19 protein-coding genes and 2 pseudogenes are annotated in these 22376 nt (G+C 71.5%); 6 read left to right on the top strand and 15 right to left on the bottom strand.

All coding sequences use genetic code 11. The annotated features are described in order from the left end of the window. Positions 1-67: 67 nt before the first annotated feature. The 4 genes from ACFY6U_RS04320 to ACFY6U_RS04335 all read right to left on the bottom strand — a co-directional run bounded on the left by ACFY6U_RS04320 (position 68) and on the right by ACFY6U_RS04335 (position 4537). Complete coding sequence (locus ACFY6U_RS04320; RefSeq protein WP_390034996.1) at positions 68-580, bottom strand: flavin reductase family protein; 513 nt, start codon at positions 578-580, stop codon at positions 68-70. Positions 581-699: 119 nt separating this feature from the next. After that, positions 700-1851, bottom strand: coding sequence for a sensor histidine kinase (locus ACFY6U_RS04325; protein WP_390034997.1), 1152 nt, complete (start codon positions 1849-1851; stop codon positions 700-702). A gap of 189 nt (positions 1852-2040) precedes the next feature. Then, a complete protein-coding gene (locus ACFY6U_RS04330; protein WP_390034998.1) occupies positions 2041-4353 on the bottom strand; it encodes a TOMM precursor leader peptide-binding protein in 2313 nt (770 codons plus the stop codon). Positions 4354-4360: 7 nt separating this feature from the next. Then, entirely contained in the window at positions 4361-4537 is a 177-nt protein-coding gene (locus ACFY6U_RS04335) for a hypothetical protein (protein ID WP_390034999.1), read from the bottom strand. A 298-nt stretch (positions 4538-4835) separates the two neighbouring features. Here ACFY6U_RS04335 and ACFY6U_RS04340 point away from each other — a divergent pair, with 298 nt between their 5' ends. Next, positions 4836-6356: an MFS transporter gene (locus ACFY6U_RS04340; protein WP_390035000.1), complete on the top strand. Its 1521-nt coding sequence runs from the start codon at positions 4836-4838 to the stop codon at positions 6354-6356. A 2-nt stretch (positions 6357-6358) separates the two neighbouring features. After that, entirely contained in the window at positions 6359-7291 is a 933-nt protein-coding gene (locus ACFY6U_RS04345) for a zinc-binding dehydrogenase (protein ID WP_390035001.1), read from the top strand. 78 nt (positions 7292-7369) lie between these two features. On the opposite strand, the gene ACFY6U_RS04350 is transcribed toward ACFY6U_RS04345, so the two are convergent. Beyond that, the gene (locus ACFY6U_RS04350; RefSeq protein WP_390035002.1) at positions 7370-8830 is read right to left on the bottom strand and encodes an FAD-dependent monooxygenase; all 1461 of its coding nucleotides are present in this window, start codon (positions 8828-8830) and stop codon (positions 7370-7372) included. Positions 8831-9112: 282 nt separating this feature from the next. Next, complete coding sequence (locus tag ACFY6U_RS04355) at positions 9113-9598, bottom strand: DUF2269 family protein (RefSeq protein ID WP_390035003.1); 486 nt, start codon at positions 9596-9598, stop codon at positions 9113-9115. A 147-nt stretch (positions 9599-9745) separates the two neighbouring features. Here ACFY6U_RS04355 and ACFY6U_RS04360 point away from each other — a divergent pair, with 147 nt between their 5' ends. Both ACFY6U_RS04360 and ACFY6U_RS04365 read left to right on the top strand, forming a co-directional pair. Next, entirely contained in the window at positions 9746-10210 is a 465-nt protein-coding gene (locus ACFY6U_RS04360; protein WP_390035004.1) for a MarR family winged helix-turn-helix transcriptional regulator, read from the top strand. Further along, positions 10209-10460, top strand: a pseudogene (locus tag ACFY6U_RS04365) (monooxygenase family protein); the annotation flags it as partial. The gene ACFY6U_RS04360 and the pseudogene ACFY6U_RS04365, both read left to right, overlap by 2 nt. Positions 10461-10621: 161 nt before the next feature. Here ACFY6U_RS04365 and ACFY6U_RS04370 read toward each other — a convergent pair. From ACFY6U_RS04370 to ACFY6U_RS04395, 6 genes and pseudogenes are all read right to left on the bottom strand, one after another. Further along, positions 10622-13951 (bottom strand): NaeI family type II restriction endonuclease, encoded by a 3330-nt coding sequence (locus ACFY6U_RS04370; protein WP_390035005.1) that lies wholly within the window; start codon positions 13949-13951, stop codon positions 10622-10624. Continuing rightward, positions 13941-14972: an AAA family ATPase gene (locus ACFY6U_RS04375; protein WP_390035006.1), complete on the bottom strand. Its 1032-nt coding sequence runs from the start codon at positions 14970-14972 to the stop codon at positions 13941-13943. The genes ACFY6U_RS04370 and ACFY6U_RS04375 overlap by 11 nt, the downstream gene beginning before the upstream one ends. A gap of 29 nt (positions 14973-15001) precedes the next feature. After that, a complete protein-coding gene (locus ACFY6U_RS04380) occupies positions 15002-16786 on the bottom strand; it encodes a trypsin-like peptidase domain-containing protein (RefSeq protein ID WP_390035007.1) in 1785 nt (594 codons plus the stop codon). Continuing rightward, positions 16747-17088, bottom strand: coding sequence for a CU044_2847 family protein (locus ACFY6U_RS04385; protein ID WP_390035008.1), 342 nt, complete (start codon positions 17086-17088; stop codon positions 16747-16749). The genes ACFY6U_RS04380 and ACFY6U_RS04385 overlap by 40 nt, the downstream gene beginning before the upstream one ends. A 194-nt stretch (positions 17089-17282) precedes the next feature. Next, a pseudogene (locus tag ACFY6U_RS04390) lies at positions 17283-17576 on the bottom strand (flavodoxin family protein); the annotation flags it as partial. 118 nt (positions 17577-17694) lie between these two features. After that, entirely contained in the window at positions 17695-19239 is a 1545-nt protein-coding gene (locus ACFY6U_RS04395) for an FAD-dependent oxidoreductase (protein WP_390035009.1), read from the bottom strand. Between the two features lie 104 nt (positions 19240-19343). Here ACFY6U_RS04395 and ACFY6U_RS04400 point away from each other — a divergent pair, with 104 nt between their 5' ends. Beyond that, positions 19344-19469 (top strand): hypothetical protein, encoded by a 126-nt coding sequence (locus ACFY6U_RS04400; RefSeq protein WP_390035010.1) that lies wholly within the window; start codon positions 19344-19346, stop codon positions 19467-19469. Between the two features lie 90 nt (positions 19470-19559). Next, complete coding sequence (locus ACFY6U_RS04405) at positions 19560-19844, top strand: trehalase-like domain-containing protein (RefSeq protein WP_390035011.1); 285 nt, start codon at positions 19560-19562, stop codon at positions 19842-19844. Between the two features lie 220 nt (positions 19845-20064). Here the strand turns inward: ACFY6U_RS04405 and ACFY6U_RS04410 are convergent, their stop codons facing one another. From ACFY6U_RS04410 to ACFY6U_RS04420, 3 genes are all read right to left on the bottom strand, one after another. Further along, on the bottom strand, positions 20065-20754 hold the full coding sequence (locus tag ACFY6U_RS04410) for a GAF and ANTAR domain-containing protein (protein WP_390035012.1): 690 nt from the start codon (positions 20752-20754) through the stop codon (positions 20065-20067). 325 nt (positions 20755-21079) lie between these two features. Further along, positions 21080-21277, bottom strand: coding sequence for a hypothetical protein (locus ACFY6U_RS04415; protein ID WP_390035013.1), 198 nt, complete (start codon positions 21275-21277; stop codon positions 21080-21082). Positions 21278-21706: 429 nt separating this feature from the next. Continuing rightward, positions 21707-22297 (bottom strand): TetR/AcrR family transcriptional regulator, encoded by a 591-nt coding sequence (locus tag ACFY6U_RS04420; RefSeq protein ID WP_390035014.1) that lies wholly within the window; start codon positions 22295-22297, stop codon positions 21707-21709. Positions 22298-22376 lie beyond the last annotated feature (79 nt).

Genomic DNA, 22376 nt, shown 5'->3' on the forward strand with positions numbered 1-22376 from the left:
GCAGCCGGCCCGCCCCGCACGACCGGGCCCCGCCGACCACCGGCGGGGCCCTCGGCAGGTCCGTCGGCTAGCCGTGCGTCGCCGCCAGTTCGGTCTCCTGGTGCCAGACGCTGTAGGTGCCGCGCTGGTAGAGCAGGGGCCTGCGCCGGTACACCTCGGCCGCCTCCACCCGTGCCACGAGGATCCAGTGGTCACCCGCCTCGACATGCTGCACGATGCGGCACTCGGCGTGGGCGAGCGCGACGTCCGCCAGCACGGGCGCGCCGCCGGCCAGTGCCGCGGGGCGCCAGCGCAGTCCCTCGAACTTGGCGTCGGCCTTGCTCGCGAACACGTCGGAGGCCGTACGGCCGTTCTCCGCGAGGACGTGCACCACGAAGGCGCCGGAGTGCCGGAGCGCCGACAGGGACTGGGAGTTGCGGTCCACGCACACCAGGAGCATCGGGGGCGCGGCCGAGACCGCCGTCATCGCGTTGCAGGTGAGGCCGCGGGGCGTACCGTCCGCGTCCACTGTCGTGACGACGGAGACCGAGGTGGGATAGGAACCGAAGAGCTCGCGGAAGCGCTGGGCGTCCACCGCCATTCCACTGCACCGCCAATCGGGATCGGGTTGTCTGCGGCCCTGGCTGAGAGCCCTTCGCAGCTTCCGTGTCCCGGGTGGAGCCCCGCTGGACGGGAGCTCGACCCGGGCGCCGGCGGTGTTCAGCCGACCCGGTGCACCGCCGCGACCCCGGCCGGGCGGGCGGGGATGACGGCCTCCAGCCGGAACCGCCCGTCGTCCAGACGGTCGGCCGCCAGGGTGCCGCCCACCGCGCCCAGCCGGGTGCCGAGGTTGTCGAGGCCGCTGCCGCTGTCCGGGGAGGAGTCCCGGCGGTGGGTGTCGGCACCGTCGTTGAGCACGGACAGCCGTACGGCTCCGTCGGCCATGCGCGCGGATATCTCGCAGTTGCGCACCTTGCTGTGGCGCAGCACGTTGGTGACGGCCTCCCGCAGGACGGTCGCGAGGACGGTCTCCACCCGGACGTCGAGGTCGGCGACGGCGACCATGACGTCCACGCTGACGTCGGCCGCGGCCAGCACCGACCGCGCGGAGGCCGCCTCGTCGGCCAGGGAGAGCCTGCGGTAGCCGCTGGCGACGGTGCGGACGTCGGCCAGGGCCTGGCGGGAGATCTCCAGCATTCCGGTGATCTCGGACTGGGCGCGCTCCGAGTGGGCCGGTACCAGGCGGTGGATGAGCTCGCCCTTGAGGGTGATGGCGGACAGGCTGTAGCCGAGCAGGTCGTGCAGGTCGCGGGAGAACCGCATGCGCTCCTCGATCACGGCCATCCGCGCGAGTTCCTGACGGGCCGTGTGCATCCTGACCACGAGTTCGGCGAGGCTGGTCAGGGCGAAGACCACCAGCCCGGTCAGGAGCGTCGACTCGCACAGGTAGACGCTGTCGAGCAGGGACCTGCCCACCAGCACCGGCTGCACGAGCATGCTCAGCCCGACCAGGCCGTACGCCGCCCAGTTGTACGGCCCGGGCAGCAGGAGCAGCAGCGATCCGGCCAGGAATCCCGCCATGCCGCCCCATTCCGACGCGTAGACGAGCAGCGGCAGATAGGTGACCAGGCCCTGCAGGCTCAGCGTGAGCGCTCTGCGCCGGGCGGACCGCTGCCGGGCCGAGGGCGCCGAGTGCCAGAGCTGGAGCACGAAGACCGCCGCCAGTCCGGCGACGCCGCCCGCCTCGTCGCTCGCGGGAATGTCCTGCCGGAACAGGTTGAGCACCGTGATCAACAGGTACGACAGCAGCACGGCGACCAGGATGCCGCGGGCCACGCGTGGCGCGGGGATGTCCCCGATACCCGGCTGCACGGCCGTCGCCTGCTGTAAGAGCGGGTTGCCTGTAGATGCCGAGGACCCTTGCGTCGAGTCCGTGCCGGTTCGACGAGGATCAACGCTGTGCGACACGGCACCCCTCCCCCAGGTGGTCGAACCATTTCGGCCTGCAACTATAGGCAGCCTTTGTGGCGTGCATGCAACACGCTTTCCCAAGGCCTGAGTTCAGACGAAGAGGGGCACCGGGTTGAGGTCCTCGTATGCGGTCGGCGTGTCCAGCCGGCCCAGCGTGACGGGGACGTCGTACAGGCGTCCGGGCGCGAACCGGGCCCAGAAGTGGCGCAGTCCGGGCACGAGGACCTTGACGACGGGCAGGCCGATGTCGGGCCGGGTCTGGTCCAGGACGAGCAGTTCCATGCCCCGCTCGGCCACCAGCGCCTCCGCTGCCGCGACGTCGTCGCGCAGATCGGTGCGCGGGGTGTAGGGCCAGGAGGCGGGCGTGCGGGCCGCGGCGGCCGGATCCGGGCGCAGGAACGGCCGGCCCTCGACCGTGGCCGTGCGCCACCAGGTGCGCGGCTCGGGGTCGTCGACGGCGTATCCGGTGCCGTCGGGGCGCGCCCCGGCCACCGCGGGCAGCATCTGGCCGAGTTCGGTCAGGGCGCGCCGCAGGGCGACGGCCGGGTCGAAGTGGGCGCCGAATCCGAACAGGATGTCCTCGGCGGGCTTGTCGACGCGCCGGGAGACGGCCGCGAGGGCGGGCACGCCGAGGTCGGTCGTGAGGTCGAGGACCCAGGTCTCGCGGCCGAGGGCACGACAGCCGTCGATCACGCGCCGCACCCAGGGGGCGTCGAAGGCGTCGAGGTCGACGGCGGGCTGGCGGGTGCGGTTGTACCACCACAGGGCGACGGCGTCGCGTTCGACGAGTTCCATGAATCCCTGGAGGACGGCGTCCTCCAGGCTGCCGCCCGCGGCGTTGCCGTTCGAATCGGCGCGCAGTCCGTCCCCGTCGGAGTCCCTGGGATCGAAGTAGAGCAGGGAGGTGGGCAGGAGCCGGTGCCGGCCGGCGGTGAGCGACCAGACCGGGGTCCACTCGCCGGGCCGGTTCTCGTCGAAGGGCGCGGGCACGTACTGGAAGTGCGCGGCGCGGGCGTTCCAGCGGTCGCGGTCGCGGAACTGCCGTTCGTCGTAGAGCTGGCAGGCGTTGGGGTGGATCGCGTCGGCGCCGAGCGCCCGGTAGGTGTCGCGGACGACGGGCTCGTCGCCGTGCCGGGTGGCGCTGTACCGCTCGACGGCCTCGCACAACGCGCTCACCTGCGCCTCGGCCGGGTCGAGCCCCTTGCCCCCGCTGAGCGCGCGCAGTCCGGCGCGCAGCCCGGCCAGGGTGTGCGCCTCGGTGGCGAGGTTGTGGCCGGACAGATAGCAGTCGACGAAGCCGGGAGCGCGCGGGTCGCGCCGCAGCTCCTTGACCACACCGCTGACGGGTCCGATCAGGTGGCCGTACTTCTCCAGCATCCGGTGCGCCGTCAGTGCACGGTGGCCGTTGCCCTCGACGGCCGTCTTGGGACGCGGGTGCGGTACGTACGGCCGGCATACCTGTCGGGCCACCATGCCCGGGTCTCCGCAGTCGGGGCACTGCGGGCGTCTGCGCACCGGGTGCAGGGTGGTGCGGCGCGTGAGCGTGTCGTAGGCGAGGAGGTCCGGCAGGGCCGGGTCGCGCAGACCGGCGACCCGGTGGGCGGCTTCGAGGGCCGCCAGCTGGAAGCCGAGGGCCCTGGTGGCCGGGAGCGAGGCGCCGGGCCGGGCCGCCGGTGCGTCCGTGCCGAGGGCGCGCCTCAGCGGTGCCTCGGAGCGGCGGTGTGTGCGCAGCCGCTGTGCCAGACAGGACCAGCACGGGCCGGGTGCGCCGAGGACGGGACCGATCCACACCTCGGGCCCGTGCACCCGCACCGGGAGCCACGGCACGCCGTCCGAGCGCAGGCGCACGTCCAGTTCGCCCAGGCGCGGATCGAGATGGTCCTCGCACACCACGAGCACGAGGGCCTCGGTGTCCGACGCGTCGGCGGCCACCCGCAGCCCCGCACCGGCACAGGCCGCGGCGAGGGCGGCGCGGTCGGCGTCACCGACGGCGTCCGGCGCGTCCAGGACCTCGACGCGGACGGCTTCGGCGGTCAGTTTGGCTTCCGCGGTGCGGGCGTCGGGGACCGCGTGGTCCCAGTACGCCTGGGCGGCGGGGTCGAGGCGCGACGGGGTGTGGCCGCGCACGAGTCCCGCCTCGGTGAGGGCGCGCACCGCCCGGGCACTCTGCTCGGGAGCGAGCTCCGGCGCGGCGGCGCGCTGGAGGTCGGGGAGGGTGCGGGTGCCGTCGAGGAGGGGCGCCACCACCTCGGCCGCCGGCCCGCGGACGGCGACCACACTCTCGGAGGAGAGCAGATAGACGGCCTCCCCCGGTACGACCACGCTGCGCAGATGACGCTTGAAACCGACGGGTGCCTCCTCGTCGGCCGTGTGCGCCCGCTCCGCCCCCCGTACCTCGCTCACGCCCGGATCACTCCGTGTGCCCGGCCGCCGCGGCTCCGTCGACCGCGGGCAGGGCGCGGACGCATACGCCGAACAGGGCGACGCCCCCGAGGTCGGGGCGGTCGAGGTTCTCGACCGTCAGCACGGCTTCCGTTGCCTGGAGTTGGTTCTCGGCGCCGTGGGAAGTGCGCGGAGAGTGCTGCATGGTTGCTTTCCTTTCCGACCGGATGACGGCCTCGCCGACCGGATGACGGTCGCGCGACGCCTTTGACAGGGATTCTGCGAAGCCTTGGCGGCAGAAGGCAGTGGCGCCGTCACGTCTTGGACCATGAACTTCTCACGTCTTCGCGCAACGCCGGAGTCCCGCACGTCCCGCGGGGCCATTCTCCCTACGGGCCTTGGCCGTTCGGCGCGTGGCGACATCCGTCCGTTGCACTTGCGAGGACATCGACAGCGATCGTACTGTTCGATGACTACCAACCTGATCGATGAACATCGAACCGATGAGAACGGACGAGGTGAGCACGATGTCCGCCACGGAGACGCGGGACACACCGAGTGCCACGGACCGGCACAACTGGCGCATGCTGCCGGTGATCCTGGCCGCCTTCTTCATGTACGGCTTCGACGGCAACGTCGTGAACGTGACGATCCCTTCGCTCCAGGCGGACCTCCACGCCGGCGAGGCGGCCCTGGAACTGGTCGTCGGCGGTTACGTCTTCACCTACGCGGCCGGCCTGGTGCTCGGCGGCCGCATGGGCGACCTCTTCGGCTACCGGCGCATGTTCCTGGTCGGCATGGCGAGCTTCACCGTCGCCTCCGTGCTCTGCGGCCTGGCACAGAACCCGACCCAGCTCGTCGTCTTCCGGATGCTGCAGGGGCTGACGGCAGCCGCCATGGTGCCGCAGGTGCTCGCCCTGATCACTTCCACGTTCCCGGCCGAGCAGCGGCCGCGCGCGCTGGCCTGGTTCGGTGTGACCGGCGGGCTCAGCGGCATCTGCGGACAGGTGCTGGGCGGTCTGCTGCTGGTCTCCGACCTGTTCGGCCTCGGCTGGCGCGTGATCTTCTTCGTGAACGTCCCGATCGGCATCGTCGTCATCGCCCTCGCCCTGCGGCTGCTCCCCACCACCGCCTCGGGCCGCCGCCCCGGCCTCGACGCCCTGGGCATCCTGGGCATCTCCGGATCGCTCGCCCTGGCACTGGTTCCGCTCGTCCTCGGCCGCGAGTACCACTGGCCGCTGTGGGCCTGGATCCTGCTGGTGGCCTCGGTGCCGGCGATGGCGGCCGCGCTGCTGTGGGAGCGCAGGCTCGCCCGGACCGGCGGACAGCCGCTGCTCGACCTGACGCTGTTCCGCAGCAAGGTGTTCAACGCCGGGCTCGCCATCAACGCGGCCTTCATGGCCTTCTTCACCAGCTACATCTTCGTGCTGAGCCTGATGCTCCAGACCGGCCTCGGCTTCAGCGCGCTCCACGCGGGCCTGGTCTTCGCCCCGACCGCCGTACTCGCCATGGTCGCCTCACTCAAGGGCAAGGGCCTGGTCGCCAAGCACGGCCTGCGGGTGCTCACCATCGGCTCGCTGATCACCGCCGTGAGCGTCCTGATCACCGCCGTCGGCCTGCAGGTCCAGGGCGGTGGCATCTCCCAGCCGGTGCTGCTGGTCTCCACGGCCCTGATGGGCATCGGCAACGGCCTCATCCTGCCCTCCCTGATCGGTGCCCCGATGGCCGGCGTCAAGCCCGCCCAGGCCGGCATCGCCTCCGGCATGCTGTCCACCACCCAGCAGTTCGCCAGCGTGACCGGCGTCGCCGTGCTGGGCGCGATCTTCTTCGCCAAGCTCGGCGATCGCGCCGGTGCCGGCGCGTACGCCGGCGCCACCGAGCTGGCCGCCTGGATCGCGCTCGGTCTGATCCTGGTGATGACGGCCCTGGTCACCGTGCTGGTGCGGGCCGCGGCGGCATCGGCGGCCGAGGCCCGGGCGGCGAGCGACGCGTCCCCCGGGGACGTCGCCCCCGCGAAGGCCTGACCGTGCGCGGTTTCGTCACCGACCCCACGGCCCCCGGCGGCCTCCGGCTGACCGACGGTCTGCCGGAGCCCGACCCGGCCCCGCACGAGGCCGTGGTGGAGGTCCGCGCGTTCTCCCTCAACCACGACGAGGCCAACCTCGTCCGGCGCAGGCCGCACGGCTGGCGCCCCGGCCAGGACACCGCCGGTGTCGTGGTGCGGGCCGCCGCCGACGGCACCGGTCCGCACGTGGGCGAGCGGGTGGTCGCCTACATGGACTGGGAGGGCTGGTGCGAGCGCATCCCGATCGCCGGCCACCGGACCGCCGTACTGCCCGACGAGGTCTCCTTCGAGCAGGCGGCGACCCTTCCGGTCGCGGGTCTGACCGCGCTGCGGGCGCTGCGGGCGGGCGGTGCGCTCCTCGGCCGGGACGTGCTGGTCACCGGGGCGAGCGGCGGCGTCGGACAGTTCGCGGTGCAGCTCGCGGTGGCGTCGGGGGCGCGGGTGACCGCGCACGTGACCCGCCCCGAGCGGGCCGAGGAGGTGCGCGCACTCGGCGCCCACCGCGCGGTGACCTCGCTCGCCGAGCACGCCGAAGGGGTTCCCGGCCCCTTCCACCTCGCCCTCGACGGCATCGGGGGGCCGCTCCTCCCGCAGGTGCTGCACCGCATGGCGCCGGGCGCGACGACCGTGCTGTACGGCAACATCGGCGGCCCGTCCCAGGTGCGCATCCTCGACTTCGCCGGATACGCGCCCAACAGCAAGGTGATGGGGCTGGTCAGTCCGATCCCGGACCACACCAAGGGTGAGGACCTGGCCATCCTCGTCGGCCTGATCGCCGACGGGCGCCTGGTACCGCGCATCGGTCTGCGCGACACGTGGGAGCGGACCGCCGAGGCGTTCGCGGCCCTGGCGGCACGCTCCTTCCGGGGCAAGGCGGTACTGGTCCTGCCGTGACCGCCTGTCCTCCTCCGACGCGGGCGGGGCGCCTACTTCCCCCGGGGCGCCCCGCCCGTTCCGCTGTGCCTCCACCGCTCAGCCGGTCGCCCCGAACCACTTCGTCAGCGCCGGCTCCAGGCCCTCACCGGTCACCTCGCCGGCCGGGGCCGCCCAGGCGACATAGCCGTCGGGGCGGATCAGCAGGGCACCGGCGCCGAGTTCGTCGGCCCGGGCGCGCACGGTGTCGACCGCGGCCCGACGCGACCCGGCCGCAAGGGCCGGTGCACCGTCGGAGAGGTCGAGCAGGACGCCGTGCCCGCCGTGCAGCAGCTCGTGGACACGGCGTTCGCCGTCCTCGGTCTTCAGCACCGCGTTGGGCACCCGGCGACCCGCCAGCGGGTGGTCGCCGGACGCCGGGTAGACCACGTCGAGGCCGTTGACCATGCCGGTGAGGAAGTCGCGCACCTCGTCGAAGTCCAGCAGCACGTCGAAGAGTTCGCGCAGCGCGCCCACCTTGTCGCCCGGCTCCATGAGGGCGACCTGGGCCCGGGTGTTGTGCAGCACGGCGGCGGCGACCGGGTGCCGCTCCTCGTGGTAGGTGTCCAGCAGTTCCTCTCCCGCGCGCCCCGCGAGGACGGCCGCGAGCTTCCAGCCGAGGTTCGCCGCGTCCTGGATGCCGAGGTTGAGCCCCTGGCCGCTGGCCGGGAAGTGGATGTGCGCGGCGTCCCCGGCCAGGAACACCCGGCCCACCCGGTACTGCGCCGCCTCGCGGGTCGCGTCCCCGAACCGGGACAGCCAACGGGCGCCGCGCATGCCGTAGTCCGTGCCGGCGATCGACCGGTAGGCGGTGCGCAGCACATCGATGTCGAGGGGTGCGTCCCGGTCCGTGACCTTGTCGAACTCGACGGTGACCACCCGGTAGAGGCCCGGCCCGAGCGGGAACTGCATGGCCACGCCGTTCGTGTGCCGGGGCATGGATCCGGTCACCGGCTGGTCCAGGCCGGGCAGTTCGACGTCGCCGACCATCGCGGTCAGCGTGGTGGGCGTGCCGGGGAAGCCGACGCCGAGCAGCTCGCGCACGGTGCTGTGCCCGCCGTCGCAGCCTGCCGCGTAGGCCGCCGGCAGGACGTACGCCCCCTCGGCTCCCTCGACCGTCAGCGCGACCCCTGCCGCATCCTGCGCAAGGCCCGTCACCCGGGCGTCGAAGCGGAGTTCGACACCGAGTTCCAGCGCCCACTGCTCCAGCAGGCGCTCCGTGTCCGCCTGCGGGATGCGCAGCATGTACGGGTGGTCGCCGGCGAATCGTCCGAAGTCGAGCTTGCGGATTCCCGCGAAGTGCCCGACCGGCACCTTGGGATGCCCCTCGGCCAGGAACCGCTCCACGATCCCGCGCTGGGCCAGGACCTCCAGCGAACGGGCGTGCAGCCCGAGCGCCTTGGAGTGCCCCGTGCGTTCCGGCAGCGCCTCGAGCACGACCACCTCGGCACCGGCCAGGCGCAGTTCGCACGCCAGCATCAGTCCGGTCGGCCCCGCACCCACGATCGCCACGTCCGTCATCCGTCACCCTCCCGAGGACCGCCCGCCCGACGGCGCCGGCCCCTGATTCGGAACCTCCCATGACACGTGCTCACGCAGCGTCCCGGGGCCCGCTGGAGACTGACTTGAGGCGGGTCGAGCCGGAGTTCGAAACGACTTCCCGCGCCGGGGCGACCGCGGACGGGGGCGGCCGCCGCCGGGCCCGACATTGCCGAGCGCGGTCAGCAGGTCCTCCTCGTCGGCGAGCAGCGGGGGTCAACTGACCGTGGTCACGGTCGCCGTCCCCGAGCCGCGACCGAGCCGTCACGTGCCTGTCGTCGAGCCGGGGCGGACGATCATCAGGACCACCACGACGAGCCAGACGAGGGCGAACATGCCGGTGATCATCGACAGCCTGGGCAGCCTGGCGATCAGGGACTCCGTGACGGTCGACGCCCGTTCGGGCCTGTCGAGCTGGGTGACCACGGCGTCCTGGGTGCCGAGCACCGCGATGCCCAGCAGGACGGCGGCCACCGCCGTCAGCGCCATGGAGGCGATGAGCCAGGCGCTGCCCATCACGCCCATCACCTGGGCGGTGCCGACACCGAGGATCGGGACGGAGATGCCGGCCACCGCGTAGACCCGGCAGATCCGGTGCAGCAGCTGGACCGAGCCCGTGGCCGACTGCCGCTCGGGTCCGTCGGCCAGTGCCTGGCGCGCGTAACGCGGAAACAGGCTCGCCGCGATGGTGACCGGCCCGATGAGCAGGATCGCCGCCAGCACGTGGACGCTGAGCAGGAATGTGGCCATGGCGGTGTCTCCTCTTGTCGCGCGCACGCCGGGTGGGGCATCGGGCGCACAGTTTCAGTCTGCCTTAAACTCGCCCGACGATAGCATTCCTCTTTCGAGAGCCCAGAGCTGCCGGTTGCCGGCATCCGGCCCTGGAAGGTGGGACAGGTGACGAGTGACCCGGCCGAGCGCCCTCCCCCGGGGCGCCCCGCGCTGCTGCTGATCGCCCTGGGGCGGATCGTGCGGGAGGAGGTCGAGCGCGCCCTCGAGGCCCAGGATCTGTCGCTGCGGCATCTGAGCGCCCTGGGACACCTCTCGCGCGAACCCGGGCTCTCCTACAGCGCGTTGGGGCGCCGCGCGGGAGTCACCGCGCAGAGCATGCAGGCCACCGTGCGACAGCTCGAGCAGGCCGGCGCCGTCCACCGCGTGACTCCGGCAGGACGCGGCCGCACCGCCGAACTGCGCGTCACCGACACGGGCCGCCGGTTGCTGCACGAGATGGACCATGCCGTCAGCTCGGTCGAAACCCCGCTGCTCGACGGGCTCACGGCCGAGGAGCAGGCCGACCTCGGCACACTGCTGCACCGTCTCCTGGCCAGAAACCTGCGCGCCGACGCGCCGAGCCGCTCCTGAACGGCTCCTCGCCTACGCCCACCAGCAGGACAGGGAGCACCGGCCCGCATGGACGGCGTTCAACCGACGAGCACGCGCCGGGAAGGGGCACGTGGGTATCTGGCACGAGACGTTCATCGTCCCGGCGGGCTCCTGCGAATCGGTGTACGTCGACATGCCCGCATACGGCCTCGGCGCCGCGACAGGCGTCGTACCGGTCGGCCGACGCGGGGACACGGCGGCCCAGCGCCTGAAGGCGGCAGAGAGGTAGGCGTCCGTCCCGCGGGGACCGCTCACGCTGAACCAGCGCCGACTGCACACAACGACGTCGCCCTGTCCACGCCGGACAGGGCGACGTCGTCTCACGCGGCGATCGTCAACGGCGCGCAGAGCGTCTGGCGAGCGTCATTTCCGGCTGGGGGTGTTTCGTGCTCACTGCCACCCTCCGGCGGCGAAGGTGGCGGGGAGCAACGGTGCGATGACCACAGGGTCGCCCGGGGAAGCCACAGACCACAGTCCACCATCGAGCTCCACGGCCGGCCTGCTGCTCGACGGCGCAGCCGGTACGACCCGAGCGCTTACGAACTCCCCCGTCCGGGGAACGGTGAGGCCGAGCTGACGGGCAACCTCCTGGTGCGCACGGTTGTCGCCCATGATGATGATTCCCTCGTTCCGAAGTACCGAGCGGGCCCCGCCGTTCCCACGGACGCGCTTCATGTAGTCCTGCTGCTGAACCACGGTGCGGAGCGCGTTGCGTCCGATCGGACGCTGCTGGACTCGGCGGAACAGTTCGTTGATCCGGGCCTGGCCGGAAGAACTCCCGAAAACCGCGTCTCGGTCAGCGGCAGGCATGTGCAGCAGGATGTTCTCCGGAAGATCCACGTCACGCCAGAGCCAGCGGATCTCTTTGCGGCGTTCGGCCTTGATCGTCAGCTTCACATCCCGGTTCCTACCGGAGGTGAGCCATTCCCTCCTGATGCGCACCAGGCCAGCACTCCAGCGGCTCGTGTGGTCGTCCGCCCAGACCAGCAGGCACACATGTCCCTGGGCTTCGGGCGGGATCATCCAGCCACCGAACTGCTGCGAGTACTTGCAATCCACCTCCACGCCGCCGATCAGGTAGTCCATCTCGGTTCCGTCAGGGAATCCGAACTCGCGCTGGATGGCGATCTCCACCAGGGTTCCGAAGTGCACCTTCTCCGTTTTGAGAAGGGTCGTCCAGTCGTAACGGCCCGTATGGGGGCCATCGAGCGCCGCATCGATGGTGCCCCTCAGGACATCGGCCATGCGGGTGCCCCCCGGGTCCAGAGCCAGCACGGCTTGGGCGACCGCGGTGAGCTCCTCGTCGTCCGCACTGGTGCCCACCAGTCTGTTGAGCACGTCTTCCGCGTCGGCCGGCCGGTCCGTGGGATTGACGGCGAGCAGTTCGGTGACGAGCGCGTCGAACGCGTCAGGAAGACCCGACCGGAGCTCCGGACGGAGGTGCCGCATGCCGTGCGCCCACGCATTGCGCAGTGCGCGGGCGTCCGGGGCGGGTGGGGCGCCGGTGGCCATCGCGTAGAGCAGGCAGCCGAGCGAGTACAGGTCACTGCGATGGTCGGCCGACGCGCCGAAAAGCTGCTCGGGCGCCCGATAAACGGGGAGTGGGCCGGACAGGTCGAAGGTGCTCCTCCGGTAGTCGCCACCGTCCACATCCGGCAGAACGTGGATGCCCAGGCCGGGATCGGTGACGGCCACTGTCCCGTCCCGGTGCACTACCAGGGCCGACGGGCTGAGGTCGAGGTGCAGCAGGCCGTTCAGGTGCAGCTCCGCAAGCGTCCCGGCGATCTGGCCGCCGATCGCCGTGACCGTCTCCGGGGGCAGTCCCCCGGGGGCGAGCTTCAGCCGTTGCTCAAGGCTCTCTCCGTCGACCGGATCCGTCACGACGTAGGGACGGCCGTCGTGGAACCCGAAGCCATTCACCCGTGCCAGCCCCTGGATTTCCAGCCCGGCCAGTCGATCCGCGTCGCCAAGGAACCCGCGCCTCCTGGCGCCATCCGTGATCGGTACGTGGAAGAGCTTGAGGGTTACGCCCCGGTCCAGTTGCTCGTCCGTCGCCCGCCAGGTCTCGGACGTCGGTCCGGCGTAGCCTCGCTCGTCCAACCGGTAGCGTCCGTCAACGAGGGTGCTCGTGCCGCCGGCGGCCGAGTCTGTCTCGTCTGTTCTCCTGCCGGAGCCGCCGCCCAGCCTCCGCAGGGTCTCCTCGGTCACCACCGCCAAGGGCTCCCCGGAGGGACGGCTCCCCGATCCTTCGAAGCCCCCGGTCGGCACTACGACAGGGAGCTCCCCCGGCCGGGACCCTGCGTGGTGCTGAATGACGGCGCCGATGCGGGCGACCGTCGAGCGGGGCAGAGCACGCAAGAGCACGTCTCGCACGCCCGGGCGGAACGCGTAGTGGCCTGAGGCGGCTGCCTTCCCGGGGACTGTCGTGAGCAGGCCGCTGAGCACCACCTCGGCCAGGTGCTGCGGCTCCGGCCGTTCCTCCGTGGCAGCCTGGATCAACCGCATGACAGGGAGGCTCGGTTCGCCCGCGGCCAAGTGCGCGGCGAGACGAAGCGCTTGTGGTGAAGCGTGGGCGCGAAAGTTGAGGACCAGCTCCTCCGACGAGAACGACCGGGGCGTGCTTCCCGCGGGTTCGAGAGGGGCTGTCGACAGATCTGCGGACAGTGTCGCGGCCACCCCCGGCACCTTGGCACCAGGACGGCCCGCCACGAGCTCCGCCCAGTGTGTGAACCAGCGAGCGGAGGGCGCCAGCAGCGGCAGCGGCAGCCCGGTCACCTCTGCTTCAGGTGTGTCGTACGGCGTGAAGCGCAGGGCCGAGTTGGCTGCGGCAGGTCCGCGCGCCGTCAGCAGACCCGCCGAACCGGGAAGTGCGGTACGCCGCCAGAGCCGCTCCGGCAGTGGCTGGACGATCGCCACCGGCATCGTGCGGGCCCAGCGGTCCAGCACTCGGTACCAGTGCGCGGTCGCCTCGCTGCCGGGGTACCAGTGGGGGCCGCTGCAGTCGCTGAGGACGAGCGTCACGGCACGGCCGTCACGCGGGGGCAGAGCAGCCGGCCGTCCGCCGGGGGACTTCCGCAACTGCCCCTCCTGGGTGAGGGTCAGCAGCCTGATCTCGCGGAATGCGCCTGCCTGGCCGATGACGCGGTGCAGCTCCCGCCACAGCGGGTGCCAGATGGGCATCGTCGGCCCCGCGTCGTAAACGAGGTACAGGGTGAGCCAGCGCTCGGGCTTCGCCCGGAGTACGGGTAGCCAGGTGCCTGGCAACGCTCCGTGCCGGGCGATCCGGTACGCCGTGCTCCGCTCGTCCAGCTCCGTCTTCCGGTACGACGGCACCCGTCGTCGCAGCGGACGCAGGGCCCGCTGGAGCGGGAGCGGGTGCGCCAGCATGGGTGGCAGCGGGGCCAGCAGCGACGCGTACGGGCCACGCTCCAGCGACTCGGCATCGGACCGATGAGACAGCGGAAGGCCAGGGCGTCCCGGCGCCGGTGGCGGGTCCGGATGGCTGACGGGCGGCGCGGACTGCGCGGCGTCAGCAGATACGGAGGGGGATGCTTCACTCGCCTGCTGTGCAGCACGCACGGGCGTGCTGCTGTGCCGCGCCAGCCAGATCAGCTCGGCAAGCTCCGTCGCGTTCGTCTCGCCATCGCCCGCCCGGCCAAGGACGTCGAGGAGACGCTTCACTTCAGAGGGGGACGACGGCTGCGCCGGATCAGAAGTCATGGAACTCCGCGACCGGGCCGAGATGGGTCATGAGGCTGGCGGCCAACGCGTCGCGGGATCCGGCCTCCAAACCGGGGATCCTCGAGAGGTAGATGGCGTTGAGCAGCTGGTCGGTTGCCAGCTCTCCGGTGCTGCTGCGCTCCAGGAACGTCGTGATCATCCGCTTCGTGTCCTCATCCAGCTCGCCGAGGTGCGCTCGCACGATCGCTTCCAGGTGGTCCGGCTCGGGCCGGCGAAGGTGCAGGGGCACGCATCGGCGCAGGAACGCGGGCGGAAACTCCCGCTCGCCGTTGCTGGTCAGCACAATGAACGGGAACGCGCGGCAGCGTACGAGCCCCCGGTCGACAGTGGCCCGGTCCGCGCTGCCTGAGACCATCAACCGCGCCGCGGGCGCATGCTCGGCGGAGCGGACCAGCTCCGGGATCTCGAACTGCCCTTCCTCCAGTACGTTCAGCAAGTCGTTCGGTAGGTCGAGGTCACTCTTGTCGATCTCGTCGATGAGCAGTACGCGAGGCCGCTCGTAGGGAAGCAGCGCGGTCCCCAACGGGCCGAGCCGCAGGTGGTCCTCGATGGCGTCGCCGGCGGATGCCCCCTCGCCGACCTCCTCCGGCCGCTTGTGCCCCGCACCCTTACTGGCCGCGTAGAGGCGGGCCATCGGGTCGTACTGGTACAGGCCGTCCTGGAGAGTGCTGCGGCTGGTGATGTTCCAGCGCAGGACGGGGCCCAGCTTCAGCTCTCTGGCCACGGCATACGGCAGCGACGACTTACCACTGCCCGGAGGACCGGTGACCAGCAGCGGCCTGCGCAGGACCAGGGCGGCATTCACCAACTCGACGCTTTCCCCAGTTGCCTGGTACGTGCCCGCCCGGTGTTTCCGGTCGGGCGACGCGGAGCCGTCCTCCTGCGGCGGCAGGGGCAGTGGCGGTCCGCCGTCGAAGGCCCGCCAAGGCGGGGGGTCGGGCAGGTGGGCCACGCCGTCGTGTGGCCCTTCCGTACCGGTGTACACAGGCCACATGGGCATGGGAGTTCTCCAGATCATTCAACTGCCGCTCAATCGACCGGGGACCGCGCGTAGATGCTCGCTGCCGGAAACCATCGCGGGTCCTCCCAGATCAGTGCCAGGCCGGCGGCCCAGTGCGGTTCCTCGGTCAGATACGCCTCGCTCCGCAAGTCACGGACATAAAGCGGGAGATTCGCCAGAGGCAGCGACGCCAGACGCCCTTTCAGGGCGTCGAGGAAGCGAGCACCAGCGCAGGAGTGGTCGGCCGTGCCGTCATCGTCATGCCGGCTCGAACAGCCCGACCGCGGCCAGACGATGACCGGCGCCGCCGCGTTGAGGCCGGCCTGCAGCAGCCCGCGCGCCTGGTCCGTCTCAGGGGACGACCCGTATCCCACGGCCGTTTCCAGCCCCTTGAGCCGGACGGTGAGCTTGGCCGGGTCCTCAGGACTGCCGCACGCGACCAAGTGCCAGTCGATGTCCGACCGGCCGTCGAGCTTCTGCCAGACCTTCTCAAGTTTGAACTGGAGCCTTGACTCCCGACGTCGAGCGAGATCCATCACCACGACGGGGGAGGAACATCCGAGCGGAGTGGCGTCGTCCACACCGGCGTGCCATTCGTCGACCGGTTCGCCAAGCCAGTCTCTCGGCAGCGCGAAGGCTATGAGCTCGTCGCCGCTGCGATCGATCTGCCGGAAGGCATGGTCGAGGCGCTCTCTCACGTACTCCTGCAGGTGCTGCCTCGCGAGGGTGGTGCCGGCCACGAGCTGCGCGCGCCCGTCGCGGATTGCGAAGACCGAGACCAGGTAAGCATCACGGTCGGCTCCGCTGCGTTCGATCTCGACGAGGATCGGGGACCACTTCGTGACTCCGTCCGGTACCGGCCGGGTCTCCGGCCTCTGTCGTGTCGTTCCCGGCCTCTGGTCTCCCGCCCACGCGTACAGCGCACGCCGGACGGCCGCGTCCTGGGCACGGTCGGCGAGGTATGCGGCGAAATCGGCCCAAGGCGCGGTGCCCGGCATCGGGTCGACCTCTGTCAGCAGGAACCAGGCCACGTCCCACAAGGACAGGAAACCGCCGGCAGGCGGGAGCGGGGGCAGCGGAGTCAGTGGTTCCATGACACTGCGATACACGTCCTCCGGGGTGCAGTCGTCCGCGTATCGCTGGACGAGGTCACGCAGCCGGGCCACCGTGCCAGAGCCGTGCTCGGGTACCGGCACCAGGTCCGCCGCATCCGGCCAGTATCGGACCAGCGCCCGGGAGGGGAGCATCCTCCCGCCCCCGCCTGCCGAGTACCTGGCGGTGACCATGCCCACCACCTCACCGGTGTCCTCCCGTACGACCGCCGCACCGCTGAACCCCTCTTCCAAGGGCGAGCCGTGGCTCGTCCATGCCTCCAGCTGCAGCCACTCGCCCGCGATCAGCTGGTCGCTGGTGCTCCGGAACTCACCGAGGATCCCCTCGTCGTAGCCGCGGGGAAAGCCGTACGCGGTCAGCTTGGCCGCCGGATGCGCGTACGACGCGTCGACGGCGGCGAACCTGGCCGGCGGTACGCCCACGGGTCTGTCGAGCTCAAGCACTGCGACATCGCCCCGGCCCTGATCGGCTCGGCTCCAGCCGCCTCCGGCGATCACAGTCGCTTCGAGCGGGCCGAGATCCGGGTACTGGGCGAACGTCACCTCAGCGCGCTCCGCACCGTCCACGACATGGGCGCAGGTCATCACATGACGGTCGGTCACCAGGAAGCCGGAACCGACGCCGTGCGCGGAAACCCGGACCTGCCAGGACTGGGAGCCCATCAGACGGCCGAGGTCCCCCCAGCAGCGTTCGGCGTCCAACTGAGCTTCACCACGAGGTGGCCTTCCATCGAGGTCTTGGCGATGACCGCCCCTGCCTCGGCGGTGAGTTTCACGCCGAACTCGATCTCGACGGCGTCGGGCTTGAGCTGACCGTCACGAAAGACACGAAGTGCCGACTCGGCCGCGGCGTGGATGCTCTCCAGGGCGCCGTCGAAAGTCTGCCCCGCCTGTCGCAGGACCCCGTCCCCGCGAGACACGGGCTGGGCACCGCGACGCTCTTCGTCAACGGCGACCACGACAGAAGCACCGCTGCCCGTCTTGAACTCGACCAGTTCGTCCATGGATCCCCCCGTGCCCCTCTTCGGTACCGCAGCGTCAGTCTAGGACCTCCGCCACCAGGCAAGAGCCGAGCGCTCCCCCACCGGCTGCCGGGACGGGAGTTGCCGAGCCTGACGGCAGGCAGGTCGGCCGGGCCGTGGGCGCTGCCGCTGACCTGGTGATTCCGGACGTCCACGGGCCGCCGCGGGGCCTCGGATCAGCCGGCCGCTGTCAACGGCCGCTCGGCGAGCGCCTGGGCGACTCCGCAGAGGTTGTCGGCCATCGTGCGGCCGGGGATCGTGCAGCCGATGTCCGCGAGCGCGCCGGAGATCTCGCTGATGACGTGGTGGGCGCCGTCCTCGTTCCCGGTGACGACCACGCCCGCGACCCGGTTGCAGGCGACGGGGCGGTCCTCGTCGTCGGTTTCGGACATCATCGCGTCCATGCGCTCCAGCACCCGCTGCGCCACGGAGGAGGGTCGGCCCAGCCAGGTCGGTGAGGCGCTGACCAGGGCTTTCACGGGGCTGTTCCCACACTGGTGGGGGAATGGGGGCGTGCCGGACGCCGTCGGCGGTGCCCCACGGGCACCCCTGGGGCAGCTGCCGTGACGACGGAGCCTCCCGCGGACGTCAGGGCAACTGGACGTCGCGCTTTTCCAGTGGCCGTACGGCCGGGCCCTGCAGGATGCTGCCGTCGGGGGCGAAGCGGGAGCCGTGGCAGGGGCATTCCCATGCCTGTTCCGCGCGGTTGAAGGCGACGAGGCAGCCGAGGTGGGTGCAGCGGGCCGAGACGGCGTGGAGCTGGCCGCTGTCGTCCCGGTGGACGGCGCACCGGTGTCCGCCGACCCGGATGACGACACCGTCCCCGGGGGTGAGGTCATCGGCTGCGGGGGCCGTGACGGGTGGGAGCCGGTCGCCCACGAAGTGCTTGACCACATGAGCCTGGTGCTTGAGGAACGACCCGCCTTCACGGACCACGGAGCCCAGTCGGCGGGGGTCGTAGAGCCTCGCCCATTCGACTTCCCGGCCCTCGATGAGGTCGCTGATCAGCCGGCCCGCCATGATGCCGCCGCTCAGGCCCCAACCCCCGAAGCCGGTGGCCACGTAGGTGTGATGGCTGCCGGGGTGGAGGGGGCCGACGAGGGGGACGGAGTCCGTGGAGTCGTTGTCCTGGGTGGCCCACCGGTGGGTGATGGTCAGTCCGGGGAAGCGGTCGGCGGCCCAGGCCGTCAGCCGGGCGAGGCGTTCCTCGACGTCGGCGGTACCGGGGGCACCGGGGGTGAAGTGCTCGCCCGTGACGATCAGCAGACGCTGCCCGTCGGTGAAGGGGGCGCTGCGCACGGACCGGGTGTTCTGCTCGGGCGTGATGTACATGTCGCGGGGCGCCACGTTCGCGTCGATGGGTCCCGCGACGACCAGTTCGCGGCGTGGGGAGAGCCGGGTGAAGAGCAGCGCCCGGTCGAAGACGGGGTAGTGCGTGGCGACCACGACCTCGCGCGCCCGCACCTCGATGCCGGCGTCGGTGGACAGGACGCAGGGTTCGCCCTCGGTGAGGCCGGTGACCCGGGTCCCTTCGTGGACGGTGCCGCCGCGGCCGCGCAGATCTGCGGCCAGGGCGTGCAGGTACCTCACGGGGTGGAACTGGGCCTGGCCGGTCACCCGCACCGCTCCGGCCACCGGATACGGCAGCTCCGTCCCGTTGACGAACTCGGCCGGCAGGCCCGCCTCACGCGCGGCCTCGGCCTCCGCGCGCACCTGTGCGACGCCCCGTTCGTTCTCGGCATACGTGCAGGCGGCCGCTTCCTCCCAGTCGCAGTCGATGCCGAGGTCAGCGACGGTCTCGGCGGCCCGGCGGATCGCCGCCGACTGCGACTCGGCGTACAGGCGCGCGCCCTCCCGCCCTCGGGTGCGGCGCAGGTGGTCGTAGACGAGGGTGTGGAGCGCGGTCAGCTTGGCCGTCGTGTATCCAGTGACCCCGCCGGCGATCCGCCCCGCCTCCAGCACGGCCACCTCGCGTCCGCGCCGGGTCAGCTCCCAGGCGGTGCTGAGCCCTGCCACGCCGCCGCCGACCACGGCGACGTCGACAGAGATGTCCGTGGCCGGCGGAGGGGCGGGCTCGCCACCCGGCGCGGTCTCGATCCAGTACGACTCCCCGAGTCCTCCCTGGGCGTTCATGGCCGCCGAGTTCCCTCTCTGTCGAGGCGGCACACGCGCGGTGGTCCGAATGCGCGCCTGGCCCCCGACCGGGCGAGCCGGTTGCCCGACCTCTCGCACAGGTCGTGTTCGCCGGGGAGACCGACCTGCTCGGCCTCGCCGCCACCTGCCACCCCCGGGCCCCGCGCCGACCACGCTGGACCAAGACCATGATCAAAACGCTGTCATCGCAGCTGCTCACCAGCCTGTGAGCCGGTGCGGGAAGCGGAACCGGCCCGCACAGGAAGCGGCGGCCGTGTGGATCGCTTTCTCGCTGCCGTCACCGGGAAACCGTGGGTGACATGGAAAGACCAGGCAAGCAGGTGAAGGCGGGCGACGGTGTCTGCCCGCCGTGGGTGCTGCGCGGCTACGCGGTCCTCGCCGACGGGGAACGCGGAGCCGTGGTGGATCCGGAGGGACGCGTCGTCTGGTTGTGCGCGCCGCGGTGGCACAGTGCCGCGGTGTTCTCCGCGCTCATCGGCGGCGGTGGCCACTTCGGTGTCCAGCCCGAAGACCCCTGGCATGTGGTCGGGCGGCCACTACGAGGACGGCACCCTGATCCAGGTGAGCCGCTGGCTGACCGGTGACGCCGTGATCGAGTGCCGCGACGCACCGGCGATGCCGGCGTCCGCCGATCGTCTCGTGCTGCTGCGCCGGATGCGGGTGGAGAGCGGCGCGGCGCGTCTCGGACTCACGCTCGATACGCGCCCCGGATTCGGTGCCGTCCGGGTGCCGGACGTTGCTGCGGCACGCCGGGCTCGGGTGCCGGGACGAGGTGGACGTCGCCGAGTCGGGCCTCGTCGCGGGTCATGCCAGGGTGCCCTCCTCACAGACCCGGCGGGCGACCTCGTGGAGCTTGACGTTGTTCGCCTGGGAGTAACGGCGCAGCACGTCGAACGCCTCGTCCTCGGTGAGGTGGTGGCTGCCCATGACGATGCCCATGGCCTCGCCGATGGTGTGGCGGGTGGCGAGGGCCCTTTCCAGCTGGGCATGGGTACGGGCGGCGGAGAAGGCGACCGCCGCATGGGAGGCCAGCAACCATCCGGCCACCTCACTGACCTCGGTGAACGCGCCGGGATCGCGGGAGTAGAAGTTCAGCGCGCCGAGGTCTTCCCTCTCGGTGAACAGCAAAAAGCCCATCATGCTGCCGATACCGAGCTTGTGTGCCTGAGGGGCGTAGGTCGGCCAGCGCTGCTGCTCGGCGGTGAGGTCGGCGATGCGGAAGACCCGCTGACCCTGCGACGTCCGGGCCGCGTCGAAGCACGGCCCCTCCCCCAGCCGCTGCTGCAGCCGGTCGCTGTCGGTGACCAGTTCGTCGGTGGGGGCGAGTGTCTCCACCTGCGAGTCGTGCAGCACGAGGATGCCGGCCGCGTCACAGCCGTCGACCAGTTCCGTGGCCGACGCGGTGATCCGCCGCAGTGTCGCATCGACCGAGTCATGTGCCAGAAGATCCCGCGCCATCGAAGCCAGCTGCTCCGCGAACCGACCCCAGTCCACCTCGTCCTCCGCTGCTCGTCAGGCCCGGACGAGCCTCACCCCCGGTCTCGGGCGGGGCTCGCCATCACATCGCAGACAGATACCCGTGGCGGGCCGGAAGATGGCTCCGGGTGCTCTCGGCCGCCCCCGTGGCGGAGCGAACGGCAGACAGACGGGCTGTCGACCCGAAGACCCAGTCCTTCTTGTCGACAGTCCGAATGAAGTGCGAACGGGCCCCCCGGGGGGTGCCCTGGGGGTGCCCTGGGGCTCGGCTTCCAGGGACCTTGCTGCCGGCCGTCGGCGGATTGAGCCGTGTGCACCGGGCGAGAATCCCGCCCGCCTGGAATCAGCCGGTCAAGCGGCTGCGCAGCGGTTCCTGGCCCAGGTCTGCGCCCTTACGGCTGTCAGCCTGCGCCTTGCCGAACAACTCGACCAGTTGCTCGCCCTTCGCGTGGTCCTGGCCGCCACGCTGCCGGGCGGCGTCGGCGAGTCCGTTCAGGACATCTCGGTCGGCTCGGTGTTCGCACTGGTGGTGCCGCCTCACCTCCGGTCACGGACCCGGGGTGCGTACCAGACCGTCAGTTTCGGCCTCCGGCCGCTGGGTTCGGTCGCCGGTGCCCTCAGCGCCGCGACAGCAGGAATCCCCGTGGCGCTGCGGGCCGGCACGATCGGCGGAACACTCGCCTGCCTCCGGCTCCTTCCCTCACGCCTGCTGTCGTTCCGCGGTCAGGACGACCCGTCCGAGCAGCCGGAAACCGCCACCGCTCTTGCGCAATGCTGCAGGGAACGCGGTACCGCCATCCCGCAATTGAGACGGGCGCCGTCGTCCACCACGGTCACGCCCTCGCCGTACCGGCACCGGACGGGCGGCCGCGATGATCCCCTGCCGGTACCGGCCGGCAGACACCGGGGCCCTGACGCAGGGCGGGCTCTGCTCAGGCAGACGGCTGAGTCCGCCTTTGCCGGCCCCATCTCAGTTGCTCGCGCCGAGAGTCTGCGCCAGTGCGCCGAGGGTCACGTCGACGATGGCGCGCAGCTGTTCCGTGCTCGTGCCGGCTCTGCTCATGACGGCGAGGGACTGGTTCACGGCCGCAAGGTGGGTCGCGAAGGACTCAGCTGCCTCGTCGTGCAGGCGGCCGGCCTTGAGTGCGGCGCGTAGCCGGGTGCGCTGGAAGCCGATCGCCTCCCGTGCACGCGCCGCGACGCTCGCGCTCAGCACCGGGGTCGCCATGACGGTTTGGGCCACCAGGCATCCGTCGGGCAGAGCGGGGTCCGCGATGCGTTCCAGGGTGATGTCGAAGAAGGCCCGCGCGGCCGCCAGGGGCCGGTCGGCGGCGCAGGACAACGCGGCGTCGTACTTGTCGCCGTAACGCGTGGTGTAGCGCTCCAGGCAGCGCAGGAAGAGCGTGTCCTTGTCGCCGAGGGAGGAGTAGATGGAGCTGCGGTTGAGCCCGGTCGCCCGGGACAGGTCGTCCACCGACGTGTCCGCGTAGCCGTCGCGCCAGAACTGGATCATCGCGGCATCGAGCGCCGTGGCCACGTCGAACTGCTTCTTGCCCGCCATGCCGCACCTCCCACCTGCTCTGCCTGCTTGGTGGAGATCACCCTAACTCGTCTTGAACCAGTCAGTTCAAGATGAGTTA

Source organism: Streptomyces sp. NPDC013157, assembly GCF_042899865.1.
Taxonomy (GTDB): Bacteria; Actinomycetota; Actinomycetes; order Streptomycetales; family Streptomycetaceae; genus Streptomyces.

Excerpts from the sequence above, each read along its gene's own strand:
- ACFY6U_RS04320 (WP_390034996.1), bottom strand. The coding sequence starts at position 580 with ATGGCGGTGGACGCCCAGCGCTTCCGCGAGCTCTTCGGTTCCTATCCC.
- ACFY6U_RS04335 (WP_390034999.1), bottom strand. The coding sequence starts at position 4,537 with ATGCAGCACTCTCCGCGCACTTCCCACGGCGCCGAGAACCAACTCCAG.
- ACFY6U_RS04340 (WP_390035000.1), top strand. The coding sequence starts at position 4,836 with ATGAGAACGGACGAGGTGAGCACGATGTCCGCCACGGAGACGCGGGAC.
- ACFY6U_RS04350 (WP_390035002.1), bottom strand. The coding sequence starts at position 8,830 with ATGACGGACGTGGCGATCGTGGGTGCGGGGCCGACCGGACTGATGCTG.
- ACFY6U_RS04355 (WP_390035003.1), bottom strand. The coding sequence starts at position 9,598 with ATGGCCACATTCCTGCTCAGCGTCCACGTGCTGGCGGCGATCCTGCTC.
- ACFY6U_RS04370 (WP_390035005.1), bottom strand. The coding sequence starts at position 13,951 with ATGACTTCTGATCCGGCGCAGCCGTCGTCCCCCTCTGAAGTGAAGCGT.
- ACFY6U_RS04375 (WP_390035006.1), bottom strand. The coding sequence starts at position 14,972 with ATGCCCATGTGGCCTGTGTACACCGGTACGGAAGGGCCACACGACGGC.
- ACFY6U_RS04385 (WP_390035008.1), bottom strand. The coding sequence starts at position 17,088 with ATGGACGAACTGGTCGAGTTCAAGACGGGCAGCGGTGCTTCTGTCGTG.
- ACFY6U_RS04395 (WP_390035009.1), bottom strand. The coding sequence starts at position 19,239 with ATGAACGCCCAGGGAGGACTCGGGGAGTCGTACTGGATCGAGACCGCG.
- ACFY6U_RS04405 (WP_390035011.1), top strand. The coding sequence starts at position 19,560 with ATGGAAAGACCAGGCAAGCAGGTGAAGGCGGGCGACGGTGTCTGCCCG.
- ACFY6U_RS04420 (WP_390035014.1), bottom strand. The coding sequence starts at position 22,297 with ATGGCGGGCAAGAAGCAGTTCGACGTGGCCACGGCGCTCGATGCCGCG.